Source organism: Mesorhizobium sp. 1B3 (assembly GCF_050958605.1).
In the GTDB taxonomy this organism is placed as follows: Bacteria; Pseudomonadota; Alphaproteobacteria; order Rhizobiales; family Rhizobiaceae.
This window is the reverse complement of the sequence record NZ_JBJHDO010000001.1, coordinates 208,650-225,188: the sequence shown is the minus strand read 5'-3', so window position 1 is coordinate 225,188 and position 16,539 is coordinate 208,650. Positions and strand designations below refer to the sequence as shown.

The window sequence follows — 16,539 nt, the reverse complement described above, 5'->3', positions numbered from 1 at the left end:
GAGATCTAGAAGCCGGCGCCCATTCCGAGCAGCAGGATATAGGCGACGACCGTCACGATGAGCGCACGGAACGACAAGGTGACGAGCCGATACTTCGAACGGTTGATCGCCGAGAGGTTATCCACATTGCCGATGTACTCTCGGAACAGATATTCTGGGTCTCCCGTGTCATGGGCGGCGATGAAAGCGGCGCGATTGGCCGGCCATCCGCCCCAATAGAGGGAGGTCGAGGTCGTGCGGTGACGCGGCAGGACGACCATGATCGAAGAAACCATCGATACGATCGCGGAGACGGCGAGAGCCGCCGAAAAAAAAATGACGACGGGATCGCCGGCCAGGTAACGATTCAGGGTGAAGACACCCCGCCCTTCTGTGGATGAGACCAGAAAGGCGATCATGAAGGTGAAGATATAGGCCGCCTTCTGGTCGGCGATGCGGATCTGGTCGTAGAAGACGTCGTTTATCTTGCGCAAATGGTCCAGGTAGAGTTTTGGATCCTTCGGCAGGACAAATGCCGGCACCTCTACTCCTTTCGGCTGGTCCTGAACGGCCTTCATACGATTAAATACCTCGATCCCCATGTAATTTTCCACATTGTTTGCCGCATTCGAAAAGCAACGGCAACGAAAACTTGACACTAAATTTGATTTGGTTGCATACCTTCCGCGCGAGAGGGGAAAAGCAAAGAAAACATGCGTATGTTTCGGGCGGGAGTTGCAGTACTCGCGGTCGTGGGTTGCGTCGTCGCGGCGCGCGCCGAAGTAGTTCCGCGCGCCTTTCCTGCCGCGGGCTCGGTCATTGCAAGAAAATACGGCGAAGAGGTCCGCTTCATCGACCTGGCGGGCTGGCGCGGCGTCGAGATCGCGCAGAACCTTCTGGCCGGCGACACACTGCGCACCAACGCGACCGGCCACTTGGCCATTCTGTTTTCCGACGACACGCAGGTTCGCATGGGTCGCAACACGACCCTCGTCGTGAAGAAGATAGGGGAAGCCTCCGACAGCGAATTCGCTCTGGAGAACGGCACGATCTGGGCACGGGCCGCCCGCGGCGGCGAGGGACTGATGGTGGAAACGCCAGCGGCCGTCGCCGCGATCCGCGGCACGGACTGGACGATGACGGTCGAGGGAGACAAGACGTCGCTGATCGTCCTGGAGGGGGTGGTCGAGCTGTCCAACCCCTTCGGCTCGGTCAGTGTCGCCCGCGGCGAAGCGGCCGTGGCGCGTATCGGCCAGGCGCCGACCAAGGTCGTCATCGTCGATCCGGTCGACCGCGAACAGATGCTGTTTTATCTGACGCTTCACCAGTCCTTCGCGTGGATGCCCGGCTCGCCTCTCTCCAGTCCGGACATGCGCGCCGAGCGCGTCCGGATTTCGGCCAAGCCGGAGGCCGCGCGCAGCGCCGAGGATTGGTTGGCGCTCGCCGAGATTTCGCTGAGCTATGACGGCAAGCAGGCTGCCGCCCAAGCAGCCAGCCATGCACGGGGCTTCCGACTGACGGCCTCGCAGCAAGCGCGCCTCGATCTGATCGACGCGCTTGCTGCCGGCTCGGACCGACGTTACGCCGACGCCGCCCGGCTGTTCGAGCGGGCGGCGCCTCGCCTCGATCCGAAACGTCGTGCGATCGCCGCCTATGGCGGCTACTTCGCCAGGGCTCTGGCCAACCCGGACCATGTCGAAGCTCCGCCCGCTATCCGGAACGGCGGCCCGTATGCTGCCCTCGCGGAAGCCTGGGCCGCCGGTTTTCTCAGGGATATCAAGAGCGCCCTGGAAGTTCTGAAGCGGGCGGAGGCGCAATATCCGGACGACCCCTCACTGCCTGCCTACCGGGCGCAGCTCGCCTTGCTGTTGGATGACCGCGAACAGGTCCTGTCGGGCGTCGAACGATCGCTCGCGATCGATCCGGACGATCCCAACGGCCTGGAAGCGCGCGCCCACTACAAGGCGGGCATCAAGAGCGACCTCGAAGGGGCACTCGCCGACCTCGAGCGTGCTGCGGTAACCGCGCCCGGCTCGGCCACCGTTTGGAACGCCATCGGCAATGTCCAGAGCGAGCGGGGCGCGGAACGCGAAGCCGAAGCCGCTTTCAAGCGCGCCATCGAACTTGAGCCGAACGATCCCGTCGCCTACGCCAATCTTGCCATCCTCTACCTCAACCAGGACCGGGTGAAGGAAGCAAAGACCCTGATCGACAAGGCGATGACCGTCGATCCGTCCTTCGACATCGGACTCGTCGCACGGGGCCGTTACCATCTGCAGAGCGGTGAGCTCGACCAGGCGATGCAGGACCTGCTCGCCGGCTCGACGGCCAATCCTGCCTATGCCCAAGCCCTCCTGCTTCTGGCTGGGGGCTATTTCGAACGAGGAGAGCGCGAGCCGGGAGAACAGGCGCTCGAAAACGCCAACCGGCTCGATCCGAACGATCCGGCGACCTCCAGCCTCGCCACGGCCATCGCCATCGACGACTATGATTCCGATCGCGCGATCGAGAGCGCCCAGGAAACGTTGAGACGATCGCAAGCGCGCGGCGGCGATTACGCGCCCCTCAGCGCCAACAAGGATGCCGGCTCGCTGCTCAACGAAGCCTTCCGGCTCCAAGGCCTCAATGCCTGGGGGCGGTACTATGGCGACGTCACTTTCGATCCCTTCTCCGGGGCGGGCTATGTCGACCAAGCGCTTGCGGGCAGCATCAACCAGTTCGCGCTCAAACCCAATTTCGGCGACACGATTGCCGACGCCAGCGTGAACAGGACAGCCTTCTCCTCGTTCTTTCAGGGCCTCATGCTCGACCCAGCGATGCTGTCCGGCCGGTCGCGAAGCGCCAATCTGTTCAGGCGGCCATTCGTCGAGGGCTCGCTTGGAGGCGGCTTCGTCAAGAAGGGAGACGACTGGGGCTGGACGTCCGAGGCCGAACTACAAGGCTATGTCGCGGGGCCCATTCCGTGGAGCTTCTATGGCCGGTTCGATGCCGGCCAGTCCGACGAATTCCGCGAAAGCACGCCGCCTGGTTTCCCCGTCCCCAACGCCCAGTTCGATCTCAATTACGAGAATCTCAGCGGCACCGGCTACCTGACGGCGCGTCCGACGCCAAACGACAGGGTGGTGGTCTATGCCGATGTCAGGGACGACGACGCCGACCTGCGCAATGCGATCTTCATCCCGCTGCAGCCGATCGAACTCGTTCCGGGGCTGAATATCGACGCCCTCTCCTACGATCGAACCGTCAACGACAAGACGGGCAATGCGGGCGTCGCCTGGAGCCATACGTTCGGCTATCGCAACGTCGGGAATGTCGCGCTGTTCGGCTCGGGCTTCCGGCGCAAGAGCGAGCAGTCCGCCGTCATCTATTCCGATCTCGGTTTGGGAATCATGCCGATCGGCCTGCGCAATGCCGAGACAACCACCAATCAGACAGCCTATGTCGCGGCCGCGAGCCACCTCTATGGAATCGGCGACCTCATCCTGCGATATGGCGTGGAGGGCGGAACGATCGACCAGGAGACCGAGGAAATCTCTTCGATCGCCACGATCTTCGGCCCTTTGGACTCGACGACAAGCTCCGATTTCGGACTCGGCTTCGGCCGGGCGTATCTGGACGCGGTCTACGATGTCGCTCCGAACCTCAAGGTCGAGGCGGGCATCTTCGGCACCTATATCAATGGCGATGCCGACAGCCTGACCCGGATCGACCCCCGCGTCGCGATAGCCTGGGCTCCCGTCGAGGACCACTGGCTGCGCGTCGGCTTCATGCGTGAGACCTCGGTCGCCACCTCCACCACGCTGGCGCCTATTGGGGTGCTGGGCCTTCAGTCGGACCAGATCCCGCTGGCCACCGGCGGCTATTCCGATGTATTCGCGGCACGTTGGGATGCCCAATGGACGGATTGGTTCTTCACAGCCGTCGACTACCAGCACCAGCAATTGTCGGATCTGTCGATCCTGGTTCCGCTCTCGCTCGACACGATCGACCTGACCGAAGGGAGGATCGACCGGGTCAGTTTCACGGCCAACACCTGGCTCACCCACGGCTTCGGCGCCTTCGCGACTTTCGCATATGCGGATTCGGAAGATCGCGATCCGAACAGCCCTGCCTTCGGCCAAGCCCTGCCTTTCGTTCCGGAGACCGCGGCGCGGTTCGGGCTCACCTACGTCAATCCGATAAACCTCAAGGTCACGGCAGCCGCGACCTATGTCGGCCCCCGCTCGGGCAATGCCTTCGGCGATCGTCTCGACGGCTATTGGACAGCGGACGCATTCCTGACCTGGGAACCCCTGGACAAGCGTTTCGAGCTGGAACTCGCCGCATATAATATTTTCGACACCGACTTTTCCGTGGCTTCCGATACTCCCGGCTGGGGGCGCACGTTGACCGGGACGTTCAAGGTCCGGTTCTGATGTCTTCAGGCTTGTCTTCAGGCAAGCAACGCTCTGCTCTGAACAGGATCGGGCGCCTGCCCGGTTTGGCCGCGACCGTGATCGGGACGCTGGCGATCCTCCTACCGCTGTCTCTCACGGCTCCATGGCGCCTGCTGGACGCTCGCAGCTTCGACTATCTCTCGACGCTGTCGCCCCCTGCCCGGCCGGCGGACGGGCCTATCATCGTGGCGATCGATGAACCCTCCTTTGCCGAAATCGGGCAGCAGTGGCCTTGGCCGCGCGACCTGCACGCCCGGCTGGTCACAGCCCTGAGGAACGCTGGCGCCAGGACGATCGGCCTCGATATCATCTTCGCCGAACCGTCCCGACCCGAAGCAGACGCGCTCCTGGCCGCGGCACTTGGACCGGACGTCGTGTTGGCGGCCGATCTGACGGATATCGATGCGCCGCAGGCGATCCAGATGGTCCGGGTGGAGCCGCTGTTGCAGTTCACCGAGGGCGGAGCCGTGTCCGGCCTTGCATCGATCGTACTGGACCGCGACGGCACGCTCCGGCGCCTGCCCCGCTTTCCCGACAGCTTCGCTGCGAGGCTGCTGGAGAGGAACGGCAGTCACTCGCCGGAGGTCCCAGCAGGGGCGTTGCTCCAATCCTTCGGCCCCGCCAGAACCTATCCCACCGTCTCATACTACCAGGCGCTCGCCCCCGACGAGTTCCTGCCGGCTGGGATTTTCTCGGGAAAGGTCGTCATCGTCGGTGTGTCGATGCAGGCGGCGCCCACGACCGATGCCGGAGGAGCCGAAGCATTCGCGACGCCACAGACCTTGCGCACGGGCCGGCTCACATCCGGCGTGGAAATCCATGCGACGATCTATGACAATCTGCGTGGCGAGCTGTTCGTCCGCGAGGCGCATCCCGCCCTGCTTTTCCTGACCGCGGCGCTCGCAGCCGGCCTTTCCGGGTTGACCGTGCTGCGCGGCACGGGATGGCGGACCATTGCGACCGCGGCCGGCGCGATCGTCCTTTGCACCGGAGCAAGCTTCCTGCTCCTGCGCTTCGGACGGCTGTTCGTGCCGCCGATCACACCCTCTCTCGCCTTCCTGACCGTCGCGGCGGCGCAAGGGGCGCGCGATTATGCCGCCGAGCGGCGCCTGCGAAAAACGATCACGCGCGCCTTCTCGCAATATCTTGCCCCGGTGCTCGTCGAACGGCTGGCCCGCGATCCCTCGCAACTCCGCCTCGGGGGCGACAAGCGCAAGCTGACGATCCTGTTCTCCGACGTGCGCGGTTTCACCACGATTTCCGAACGGCTCAAGGACGATCCGCAGCGGCTGACCGCCCTGATCAACAGGCTGCTCAATCCCTTGTCGCGCGTGATCCTCGCCGCCGGCGGGACCATCGACAAATATATCGGCGATGCGATCATGGCCTTCTGGAACGCGCCTCTGGAGGATCCTGACCACGCCGTGAATGCGATCGCAGCGTCGCTCGACATGCTGAAGGCCGTAGAGGATCTCAATATGGAACTGGCTGCCGAAGCAGCCGCCGACGGAGCGGATGCGCTGCGGCTCGCGATCGGCGTGGGGCTCAACACAGGCGAGTGCGTCGTCGGCAATATGGGTTCGGATATCCGCTTCAACTATTCCGTTCTCGGCGACTCCGTGAACCTCGCGGCACGGCTCGAAGGCGAGACGAAAAGCTACGGCGTGTCTCTTCTGCTAGGTGAGGAGACCGCCCGCCTTGCCGCCGGTCGCTACGAGGTAGTCGAGCTGGACCGCGTATTGGTCAAGGGCAAGACGGAACCGGCCACGGTTTCGACCGTGGTGCCCATCTTCGATCCACAAGCGAGGAAGGCGCATAGACTGTTCCTGGACGATGTCTATTCCAGCCGGCCCGTCCAGGCACTTGCTCGTGTCGAATGGCTTGCCGAGAGGACGCCGGCCCTGGCCGGATATTATGGCATCATGCGCGCTCGCCTGGAGGAGGATATAGGCGGGCTTTGATGTGGTGCGTGCGACAGGTCCCCCTCTCCGTCTCGGCTTCGCCGAGCCACCTCTCCCCCACGCTGAGCGTAGGGGAGAGGAAGCGCCGGCCGCATGCTTGGCGCCCTTCCTCTTCCCCATGAATGGGGGAGAGGTGGCTCGGCGAAGCCGAGGCGGAGAGGGGGAACTGCCAGGCAATGAGGAAAGTCGCCTTTCCAGATGCGTGAATGTCCCCGGTCCAAACAATCCTGAGGTGCGAGCGCAGCGAACCTCGAAGGACGCACTGACTTACTACATCTGGTCCAACGCCTGGCGGTGCCGGTGCATTTCCAGGAAAATCCGATAGTCGCGGTCGAAGCGCGCGCGAGCCTCAGGGGCCGGGTGGCGTTCGACGCCGGTCCGGCTCATCGCCCTGCCCGCCGCGTTGAGGTCAGGATAGAGTCCGGCTGCGACTGCGGCGAGCATGGCCGTTCCTAGCAGCACCGCATCCTCGGTCTCCGGTTCGACCGTTATCCATCCCGTCGCGTCGGCATAGAGTTCCATCAGGAGGGGATTCCTGGTGTGGCCGCCGGCCACGTGCAGCCTGTCCGCCTGATATCCGGCGGCGGCGACCGAATCGAGGATATGACGGATGCCGAGCGCGATGGCGACGGCCGTCCGCCAATAGAGCCGGCAAAGGCTGTCGAAAGAAGAATCCAATGTGAGCCCGCTGACCACCCCGACGGCATGAGCGTCGGCGTGTGGCGATCGATTGCCGTGAAAATCGGGCAGAACATGCAGACGGCCGGCAAGGTCTCGTCCCTCGACCTGCCGCAACTCCATGATCCTTTCGACGATTCGCCGATGGGTCTCGGCATCCGGGCTCCTGCCCTGCCCGTGCCAGCGCACGATATGTTCGAGCAACGCCCCGCTCGCCGACTGGCCCCCTTCGCTGAGCCAAACACCCGGCAGGGCCACGTCATAATAAGGCCCCCAACAACCGGCAAAACGTCGAGGTTCGCTGGACATCGCCATGACGCAACTCGACGTGCCGGCGATCAGCGCGAGGTGGCGCTCGATTGCGGATGTCTTGCCGGCAAGCCCTCCAAGGGCGCCCAGCGCACCAGCATAGGCGTCGATGACGCCGGTTCCCACCCGGCATGCCATCGTCAGTCCGAGCTGTTGCGCGGCCCTGGGCGTGAGCGCTCCGAGGTCGGTGCCCGGAAGCGAAGCCCGGCGCGGCAGACCGGCCCGGTCGAACAGATCTTCTAGACCCATCGCCGTGAAGAAATCCGGACGCCAGCCGTCCTCTTCATGGGCAAGGTAGGTCCATTTGCAGGCGAGCGTGCATTGGGAGCGCGCCGTCGAGCCCGACGCCTTGAACGTGAGGAAGTCGGCGAGATCGAAGACATGACCGGCGCGGGCCCAGCTTTCCGGCAGATGGCGCTTCAGCCACATGAGCTTCGGCACCTGCATCTCCGGCGACATGGCCCGCCCTAGAAAATCGACCACCTGGTGGCCGCTCGCCATGCATTCATCGGCTTCGGCCAGTGCGCGATGGTCGAGCCAGGCGATCGTATCCCAGCGCGCTTCCCCGCCGGCAGACACGCTGACATGCTCCCCCGCGCTTCCGCGCACGACCAGCGAGCAGGTCGCGTCGAAGCTGATGCCAACGATGTCCGAAGCAGCGACGCCTGCCCGCTCGCGCGCCGCACGCACGGCCGCGCAGACGGCCGACCAGATGTCCTCGGAATCGTGCTCGGCATGATCCGGCGCCGGCCGGTTCATCGCGATGGGATGCTCGGCGCGGCCCAATAGCTTTCCGGTCCGGTCAACGATGGCGGACCGAGCACTGCTCGTGCCGACATCGACGGCGCAGACCAGTTCGCTCATCGAGACGCCTGCAACCTCCCGTCCGATCCGGCGAGCAGAACCGGAAGTTCGCTCATGTCGTGGAATACGGTATCCGGCCCTAACGCCGCGATCGCAGTACGCAGGCCCGGCGTTGCCGCATGGGAGCCGCCGGCAAAGGCGAGCACGCGCATTCCGGCCTTCTGTGCCGCTTCGACGCCCGCCGCGCTGTCTTCGATAACGACGCAACGGGAAGGCGTCACGCCCATTTCGCGGGCGGCGTGAAGGAAGAGATCGGGCTCGGGCTTGCCGCGTTTCACCATGGTGGAACTGTAGATGTGCGGCTCGAAGAATTCCAGCAGCCCGGTGACGCGCAGGGACAACCTGATCCGGTCCGGCTGGCTCGACGAGGCGACACAGCGCGCGACGCCCAGCTTCGCGATGGCATCGTGGATCCCCGCGATCGGCTTCAGCTCGCGTTCGAAACGCGCATAGACGGCGCTGCGGACCTCGGCGAGATGATCGTCGGACATGGCCAATCCGAACTCGCTCTCTATCAGGCCTCGGATCGTGGCCATGCTCTTGCCGAGGAAGAGATCATAGGCGGCATCCTCGCTGATGCGCACGCCGAGCGCGGCAACGACTTCGAGAAGCACGCCCACCGAGATCGGCTCGCTGTCGACCAGCACGCCGTCGCAATCGAAGATGACAAGGTCGGGAGGAAGGATATTCATGGCACCGCGCGGAACGGGAAGAAAGACGGGAGGGGCGAAAGCGCTCCCTCCTATACCGATCGATCAGGAAGCGCCATCCAGATAGAGCCTCAAAGTTTCGGCCGTGCCCTTCGACCACAGATTTTCCAGGCTCAATCGGAAGGTTTCGGCGAAGGTGGCAGAACGGCCGACTTCGCCATAGATCTCGTCCATGGCGAGCCACGCCGATGGTTCAGCCCTGGCTTCCCGCGCCTTCCGTTGAAGCCGATCCCAGTTCGGATCGTTCGGGGCGATCTCGACGCCGCTGTCGGTGATGCCGAAGCAGTACCGGCACCAGAGCGCCGACTCCAGCGCGAGCCCGGCAATGCCCTGCCCGGAGGCGAGTCTGTCGGCGATGGTCGGTATGATGAATTTCGGTTGCCGGTTCGACCCGTCCAGGCAAAGCCGTCGAATCGTGTCGCCGATGCTTGGATTGGCGAAGCGCCTTTCGATCAGGCTGTAGTAGTCCTCCAACTCGACGCCCGGGACCGGCGGCACGGTCGGAATGATCTCCTCACGCTCCAGCCTGGCGAGGAAGGCGCTCACCAGCCTGTCTTCCATCGCCTCATGGACGAAATGTATGTCCATGAGACCGGCGGGATAGGCGATTGCCGCGTGACCGCCATTAAGAATGCGGATTTTCATGAGCTCATAGGGACCCACGTCGGCGACGAAGGTGACCCCCGCCTTCTCCAGCATGGGCCGACCGTCGGTGAAATCGTCCTGCAGGACCCACTGGCGGAACGGTTCGCAGAAGACCGGCCAATTATCCTCGACGTCGAATTCGTCGGCGAGCAGACGCCGCTCCCGGTCGGTGGTGGCCGGCGTTATTCGGTCCACCATGCTGTTCGGAAAGGCTACATGATCCCGCACCCAGCGGGCGAGTGCGGGATCGGTGAGAGCAGCCAGCCCCCGCACAGCCTCGCAGGTGACGCGCCCGTTATGGGGGATGTTGTCGCAGGACATGACGGTGAAGGGCCGCACGCCTGCATCCCGCCGCTGCTTCAGCCCTGCCAGAATCAGGCCGAAGACCGTTTTCGGCTCGCCGGGATTCTTGGAATCGGCGACGATATCGGGATGCTCCGGATCGAACTGGCCGGACGCCGGATCGATGAAATAGCCACCCTCCGTAATGGTCAGCGAAACGATGCGGATGGCGGGGTCGGCGAGCCGGAACAGAATGGCGTTGGCCTCCCCAGGCACGAGATACTCGATCATCGCGCCCGTCACTCGGGCTTGCCGATGGCCGCTGTCTTGCTCGACGACCGTGGTCAGCCAGTTCTGCTCGGCGAGCTTTTCACGGCCGGCCTTCTCGCTTTCGAACACGCCGGCGCCGACGACCGCCCAATCATGGTCAAGACCTTCATTGAAGAGATCGTCGAGATAGACCGCTTGGTGAGACCGATGGAAATTGCCGACGCCGAAATGCAGGATGCCGGCTCGCAACGTGCTTCGATCATAGCGCGGGACGGCTACATTTCCGGGAAGCCGGTTCAGCGTTGTTGACGAGAGTTTGATAGCCATGCGTGCCGTCTCCAGTGATCGTTCGACTGCGCGAGCAGTCGACTACGGCTTCAAAATCCCTTGCCCGGTCCGCGAAGCGGCGAGCATGGCAAGGCAGGGGCGCTCAGCTCATCCAGTTGCCGCCGTCGACATTGTAGGTCTGGGCGACGACGTAATCGGCCTCGGCACTCGCCAGGAACACCGCCATGCCGGCCAGATCCTGCGGCGTGCCCATTCGGCCATAGGGAACCGCCGCGCCGACCTGCTTCTTCTTCTCACCGGCCTGCAGACCCTCATATCTGGCGAAGAGGGAATCGACGTGATCCCAATGCTCGCCATCGACAACCCCCGGGGCGATGGCGTTGACGTTGATGCGATACTTGATGAGGTCGAGACCGGCCGATTGGGTGAGGCTGATGACAGCGGCCTTGGTCGCGCAATAGACTGCAACCAGCGCCTCGCCGCGGCGCCCCGCCTGGCTCGCCATATTGATGATCTTGCCGCCCTCGCCGCGCGCGATCATGGCGCGCGCCGCGGCCTGCATCGTGAACAGCGTGCCTTGCACGTTGACGGCGAACAGCCGGTCGTAGCTCGCCTTCGAAATCTCGACGATCGGTGCGAGGTCGAAAAGCGCGGCGTTGTTGACCAGGATGTCGAGGCGGCCTGCTCGCGTTACCACCGAACTTACCGCCTGCTCGATCGAGTCCAGGTCCGTCACATCGAGCGGAACCGCATAGGCGCTCGAGCCGATCGCCGACGCCGTCCGCTTCGCGGCGTCGATGTCAATGTCGGCAACCGCAACACTCGCACCCTCGCGTATATAGGCTTCAGCAAAGGCCCGGCCGATACCTCGGGCGGCACCCGTGATCAGCGCCGACTTCCCAGCCAGCCTCATAAGGCCCTCCCATCCGCGCCAAAACGATGCAGCTTGCTCGGATCGGGCGTAAGCCAGACCGCTTGCCCGTGTTCCACGCCGATCTCGCCCGGTGCCCTGACATTGATGGTCCCGAGACCATTCGTATGGACATGGACGAAAGTATCCGCGCCGAGATGCTCGGCGACGCCCACCGTACCCTTCCATTCGCCGGACGAGGCGGAGATGGCGAGGTGCTCGGGACGGATGCCGATCGTCTTCGCCCCATGCTTCGCGGCCGGCGCGCCCTCGATGAAATTCATCCTGGGCGAGCCGATGAAACCAGCCACAAAGAGGTTGCTCGGGCTGCGGTATAGTTCCAGCGGCGAGCCGACCTGCTCGATCTTGCCGGCGTTCAGCACGACGATCTTGTCGGCCATCGTCATGGCCTCGACCTGATCATGGGTGACGTAGACCATGGTCGTGCCCAGTTGCTGGTGAAGCTCGCTGATCTCGAGCCGCATCGTGCCACGCAAAGCCGCATCGAGATTGGACAGCGGCTCGTCGAACAGGAAGGCCTTGGGCTGGCGCACGATGGCCCGGCCGATCGCGACGCGCTGCCTCTGGCCCCCGGAAAGTTGGCCGGGCCGCCGTTCCAGATAGTTTGTCAGGTTGAGCACGCGGGCAGCGTCCTTGACCTTCTTGTCGATGGCGGATTTGTCCTCGCCCGCCATTTTCAGAGGAAAGGCGATGTTGTTGTAGACGCTCATATGCGGGTAGAGCGCATAGGACTGGAACACCATGGCCAGACCTCGCCTGGCGGGCGCCTCGTTGGTAACGTCGCGCCCGTCGATGAGGATCGTTCCCTCGGTCGTGTCCTCCAACCCGGCGATGAGCCGCAGCAGGGTCGACTTCCCGCAACCGGACGGTCCGACGAAAACCACGAACTCGCCGTCGGCGATGTCGAGGTCGATCCGCGGGATGACGCTGGTCGCCCCGAAGGATTTGGACACACTCTTGAGCGTGATTTTTCCCATGGCTTCCACCTATTTGACGGCGCCGAAGGTCAGGCCGCGGACGAGCTGGCGTTGGGAAAACCAGCCCATGATGAGGATGGGCGCGATGGCGAGCGTCGAAGCCGCCGAGAGCTTTGCCCAGAACAGGCCCTGGGGGCTGGAGAAGGAGGCGATGAAGGCCGTGAGAGGCGCCGCGTTGGTGGTGGTGAGGCGGATCGTCCAGAAGGATTCGTTCCAGGCCAGGATGATGTTGAGCAGCATCGTGGAGGCGATGCCGGGCACCGCCATCGGCGTCAGCACATAGACGATCTCGTTCAGCAGCGAGGCGCCGTCCATACGCGCAGCTTCCAGTATCTCGACCGGAATCTCGCGAAAATAGGTATAGAGCATCCAGATGACGATCGGCAGGTTGATCAGCATCAGCATGACTGTAAGGCCGACCCTTGTATCGAGCAGGCCGGTGTCGCGGAAGATCAGGTAGATCGGTACGAGGACCGCGACAGCGGGCATCATCTTGGTCGACAGCATCCACATCAGCACGTCCTTCGTCCGCTTCGTCGGTGAGAAGGCCATCGACCATGCGGCAGGTATGGCGACGATCAAGGCGAGGATCGTCGAGCCGACCGCGATGAAGACCGAGTTCATGAACGGCCTGAAATAGTCGCGCTGCGACTGGACCTCGACATAGTTCTCGAGGGTTCCCGACGGGATCAGGCTGATGCCGGCGATGGCCTCGGACTCGGTCTTGAAGCTGGTAATGATGGTGTAGAAGATCGGAAAGAAGATGATCAGCGCCACCACCCAGGCCAGAACGGTGAAGGAGATCGTGCTGCTCGTGGAAACCCTTCGGGCCATGACCGTCTCCTATCGATCCAGGTTTCTGCCGACGGCGCGCATCAGGAAGATGGCGACGATGTTGGCGAGCACGACGGCGATCACACCGCCGGCCGATGCCCCGCCGACGTCATAGCCGAGCAGCGCAGTGCGGTAGATCAGAAAAGGAAGATTGGTGGTCGCGTAGCCCGGCCCGCCATTGGTCGTCACCAGGATCTCGGCATAGACGCCGAGCAGGAAGATGGTCTGGATGAGAATAACGACCGTGATGGCGCGCGCGATGTGCGGCAGCGTCAGATACCAGAATCGGCTCACGACGCCGGCGCCATCCATCTCCGCGGCCTCCTTCTGTTCACTGTCCAGCGATTGGAGCGCGGTCAGAAGAATGAGCGTGGCAAAAGGCAGCCACTGCCAGGCAACGATGATGACGATCGAGAGCAACGGAAATTGAGCGAACCAGTCGATCGGTTGGCGCCCGACGAATGTGGCGATATCGGCAAACACGCCATAGCCGGGGTGCATGATCATGTTCTTCCAGACCAGGGCGGCGACGGGCGGCATAACGAAGAAGGGTGAGATGACAAGGATGCGCACGATCCCCTGGCCGAGAATCGGCTGGTCGAGGAGCAAGGCCAGAGCGATGCCGCCGATGACGGTGATCAGAAGCACGCCGACGACGATGACCAGCGTGTTCCAGATCGACTGGAAGAAGGCCGGGTCGGTGTAGAAATACTGGTAGTTGAAGAAGCCGGCGAAGCTGACATTGGCCGGGTTGAGCAGATTGTAGTTGAGGAAGGAGAACCACAGCGTCATTGCCAGCGGAACGATCATCCAGATCAGCAGCAGGATGACCGAAGGCGCCATCATGAAGCGAGCAAGCGTGCGTGTCTGTCGGGTAGCCATGGGTTCGACCCCGCCCCTTCGCGCAATGCCACGGTTTCCGGAAAGAGACCGCCCGAGTTCGAGGCGGGCGGCCAGTTCGCGAGAGGATCGTTATTTGACGTATCCGGCGCGGGTCATCTCGCGCACCGACACCGATTGCGCCTGGGCGAGCGCATCGTCGACGCTCATCTGTCCGGCAAGCGCCGCCGAGAAGAGCTGCCCGACCGTCGTGCCAAGCCCCTGGAATTCAGGGATCGCCACAAACTGCACTCCGACATAGGGAACCGGCTTGACTGCCGGCTTGGTTGGATCGGCGGAGTTGATCGAGTCTAGCGTCATTTTCGCGAAGGGCGCCGCCTTCTGGTATTCCGGATTCTCGTAGAGCGAAGTGCGCGTTCCCGGGGGCACGTTGGCCCAGCCTTCTTTGGAAGCGACGAGGTCCAGATAGTCCTTGCTCGTCGCCCAGGCGACGAACTTCTCGGCCGCTTCGGCCTTCTGCGTGCCGGCAGGAATGGCAAGAGACCACGCCCACAGCCAGTTGCCGCGCTTGCCAAGCCCATTGTCGGGGGCCAACGCATAGCCGACCTTGTCGGCCACAGTGGAATCCTTCGGGTTCGACACGAACGAAGCCGCCACCGTGGCGTCGATCCACATGCCGCATTTTCCCTGCTGGAAGAGCGCCAAATTCTCGTTGAAGCCATTGGACGACGCGCCTTGCGGGCCGGCATCGTTCATCAGTTTCACGTAGAAGTCCATCGTGTTCTTCCATTCGGGCTGATCGAACTGCGGCTGCCATTTCTCGTCGAACCAGCGCGCGCCGAAGGAATTGGCGGTGGCCGTCAGGAAGGCCATGTTCTCGCCCCATCCCGCCTTGCCGCGCAGGCAGATGCCGTTGATGCCGGCGGCGCGATCGGTGATCTTGCGCGCGGCATCGGCCACGAACTCCCAGGTCGGTGCCTCCGGCATCTTGAGCCCCGCCTTCTCGAAGAGGTCGGTGCGATACATGATGAAGGAGCTCTCGCCGTAGAAGGGAGCCGCGTAGAGCTTGCCGTCGACCGAAAGGCCATTGGCGATGGCCGGGATGATGTCCTTGACGTCGTAATCGTCTCCGAGATTGTCGAGCGGCAACAGCCATTGCTGCTTGGCCCAGATCGGGACCTCGTAGGTGCCGATCGTCATCACGTCGTACTGGCCGCCCTTCGTGGCGATGTCGGTGGTGACGCGCTCGCGCAGCACATTCTCCTCGAGCGTCACCCACTGCAGCTGGATGTCTGGATTCTTGGCGGTGAAATCGTCCGTCAGCTTCTGCATCCGGATCATGTCGCCATTGTTGACGGTCGCGATGGTGAGGGTTTCGGCGTGAGCCGCGAAAGCGAAGAGGCTCGCGGAACAAAGACCGAGGATATACGAACGGAGCTTCATGCTACTTCCTCCCAAAACAAGTGAGCATTTGCCTTCTATGTGGGCAATTACTCACTCAAACGGCATCCAAGTCAAGGCGAATTCCTTGCTGCAGCGCAACAGAATCCTGCCATGTACCAGACTCGAAGGACGGGCAGTCAGGAAGCGGCAGCGCCGAGCCAATCCCGAACCGCCGAAAGGATCCAATCGCGGAAGACGCGGATCTTGGGTGAATTGCGGCGCGCTTCCGGATAAGCGAGCCAATAGCCATGGCCGTCGTCGCAGACCAGATCAAAAGGCTGGATCAACCGGCCGCTTTCCAATTCCGCACGATAGAATGCCGGCGTCAACAGCGCGACGCCACGTCCGGCCATCGCGGCGGACGCTTCAAAAGTCTGGGCGCCAAGCTGGCTGCGCGGGCGTTTCGGAAGCGACTCACTCGAGACGCCCGCTTCCTCCAGCCATTTTGGCCACCAGGGATCGGCCGAATCGATGATGGGCAGACGCATCAGGTCGGCCGGTTCCCTGACGCCCCCGATAGAGGCCGCAAGAGCCGGACTGAGCATAGGGGTGAACAGGGCTCGCAACAGAAGATGCGATGCTAGGCCCGGCCAGTTGCCGCCACCGGCCCTGATGACCACGTCGACATCGTCACGACCGAAGTCGACCAGATCGGTCGAAGTCTGGAGCCGCACGGCAAGAGCCGGGTGCGCAATCTGGAAAGAGCCCATGTGGAGGGCAAGCCATTGCGCCGCGAAAGTCTGCACCGAGTTTATGACGAGCGTGCCCTGCGCGCCGTGCTTCGCCGTCTGGTAAGCCGCGCTCAGAAGTTCGAAGGCTTCGCTGACGGCTGGTGCGAGCTCGCGGCCGGTTTCGGTGAGGACAATCTGGCGTGGACGACGCAGGAAAAGCGGCGCCCCGATACGATCCTCCAAAACCTTGATCTGATAGCTGACAGCCGCCTGCGTCATGCCAAGCTCCGCCGCCGCCTTGGTGAAACTGCCGTGTCGGGCTGCCGCCTCGAAAGCTCGGACTGCCGTGAGTGGCGGAAGCTGAAGAGCCATGACGCATTAAATCTCCTTATGCATACCGCCAGAGATTCGATTGGAAAAC

12 protein-coding genes are annotated in these 16,539 nt (G+C 63.1%); 2 read left to right on the top strand and 10 right to left on the bottom strand.

What is annotated here, in order from left to right:
* Positions 1-5 precede the first annotated feature (5 nt).
* On the bottom strand, positions 6-581 hold the full coding sequence (locus ACCO56_RS01030; RefSeq protein ID WP_433636783.1) for a Pycsar system effector family protein: 576 nt from the start codon (positions 579-581) through the stop codon (positions 6-8).
* Between the two features lie 111 nt (positions 582-692).
* Here ACCO56_RS01030 and ACCO56_RS01025 point away from each other — a divergent pair, with 111 nt between their 5' ends.
* Both ACCO56_RS01025 and ACCO56_RS01020 read left to right on the top strand, forming a co-directional pair.
* On the top strand, positions 693-4,394 hold the full coding sequence (locus tag ACCO56_RS01025) for a FecR domain-containing protein (protein ID WP_433636780.1): 3,702 nt from the start codon (positions 693-695) through the stop codon (positions 4,392-4,394).
* Positions 4,394-6,376, top strand: coding sequence for a CHASE2 domain-containing protein (locus ACCO56_RS01020; protein WP_433636778.1), 1,983 nt, complete (start codon positions 4,394-4,396; stop codon positions 6,374-6,376). The genes ACCO56_RS01025 and ACCO56_RS01020 overlap by 1 nt, the downstream gene beginning before the upstream one ends.
* A gap of 270 nt (positions 6,377-6,646) precedes the next feature.
* Here ACCO56_RS01020 and ACCO56_RS01015 read toward each other — a convergent pair whose 3' ends face one another.
* The 9 genes from ACCO56_RS01015 to ACCO56_RS00975 form a co-directional block, all read right to left on the bottom strand.
* On the bottom strand, positions 6,647-8,227 hold the full coding sequence (locus ACCO56_RS01015) for an FGGY-family carbohydrate kinase (RefSeq protein ID WP_433636775.1): 1,581 nt from the start codon (positions 8,225-8,227) through the stop codon (positions 6,647-6,649).
* Positions 8,224-8,919 carry an HAD family hydrolase gene (locus tag ACCO56_RS01010; RefSeq protein WP_433636773.1) on the bottom strand — a complete coding sequence of 232 codons (696 nt, stop codon included), beginning with the start codon at positions 8,917-8,919 and terminating at the stop codon, positions 8,224-8,226. Before ACCO56_RS01010 ends, ACCO56_RS01015 begins: the two co-directional genes overlap by 4 nt.
* 63 nt (positions 8,920-8,982) lie before the next feature.
* Entirely contained in the window at positions 8,983-10,461 is a 1,479-nt protein-coding gene (locus ACCO56_RS01005) for a mannitol dehydrogenase family protein (RefSeq protein ID WP_433636771.1), read from the bottom strand.
* Positions 10,462-10,564: 103 nt separating this feature from the next.
* Positions 10,565-11,335, bottom strand: a complete 771-nt coding sequence (locus ACCO56_RS01000) for an L-iditol 2-dehydrogenase (protein WP_433636769.1) — start codon at positions 11,333-11,335, stop codon at positions 10,565-10,567.
* Complete coding sequence (locus ACCO56_RS00995; protein WP_433636767.1) at positions 11,332-12,330, bottom strand: ABC transporter ATP-binding protein; 999 nt, start codon at positions 12,328-12,330, stop codon at positions 11,332-11,334. Before ACCO56_RS00995 ends, ACCO56_RS01000 begins: the two co-directional genes overlap by 4 nt.
* A 9-nt stretch (positions 12,331-12,339) precedes the next feature.
* Positions 12,340-13,164 carry a carbohydrate ABC transporter permease gene (locus ACCO56_RS00990; protein WP_433636765.1) on the bottom strand — a complete coding sequence of 275 codons (825 nt, stop codon included), beginning with the start codon at positions 13,162-13,164 and terminating at the stop codon, positions 12,340-12,342.
* A gap of 9 nt (positions 13,165-13,173) precedes the next feature.
* The gene (locus tag ACCO56_RS00985; protein ID WP_433636763.1) at positions 13,174-14,046 is read right to left on the bottom strand and encodes a carbohydrate ABC transporter permease; all 873 of its coding nucleotides are present in this window, start codon (positions 14,044-14,046) and stop codon (positions 13,174-13,176) included.
* Positions 14,047-14,136: 90 nt separating this feature from the next.
* A complete protein-coding gene (locus tag ACCO56_RS00980; protein WP_433636761.1) occupies positions 14,137-15,447 on the bottom strand; it encodes an ABC transporter substrate-binding protein in 1,311 nt (436 codons plus the stop codon).
* Between the two features lie 137 nt (positions 15,448-15,584).
* The gene (locus tag ACCO56_RS00975; RefSeq protein WP_433636759.1) at positions 15,585-16,490 is read right to left on the bottom strand and encodes a LysR substrate-binding domain-containing protein; all 906 of its coding nucleotides are present in this window, start codon (positions 16,488-16,490) and stop codon (positions 15,585-15,587) included.
* Between the last annotated feature and the right edge of the window lie 49 nt (positions 16,491-16,539).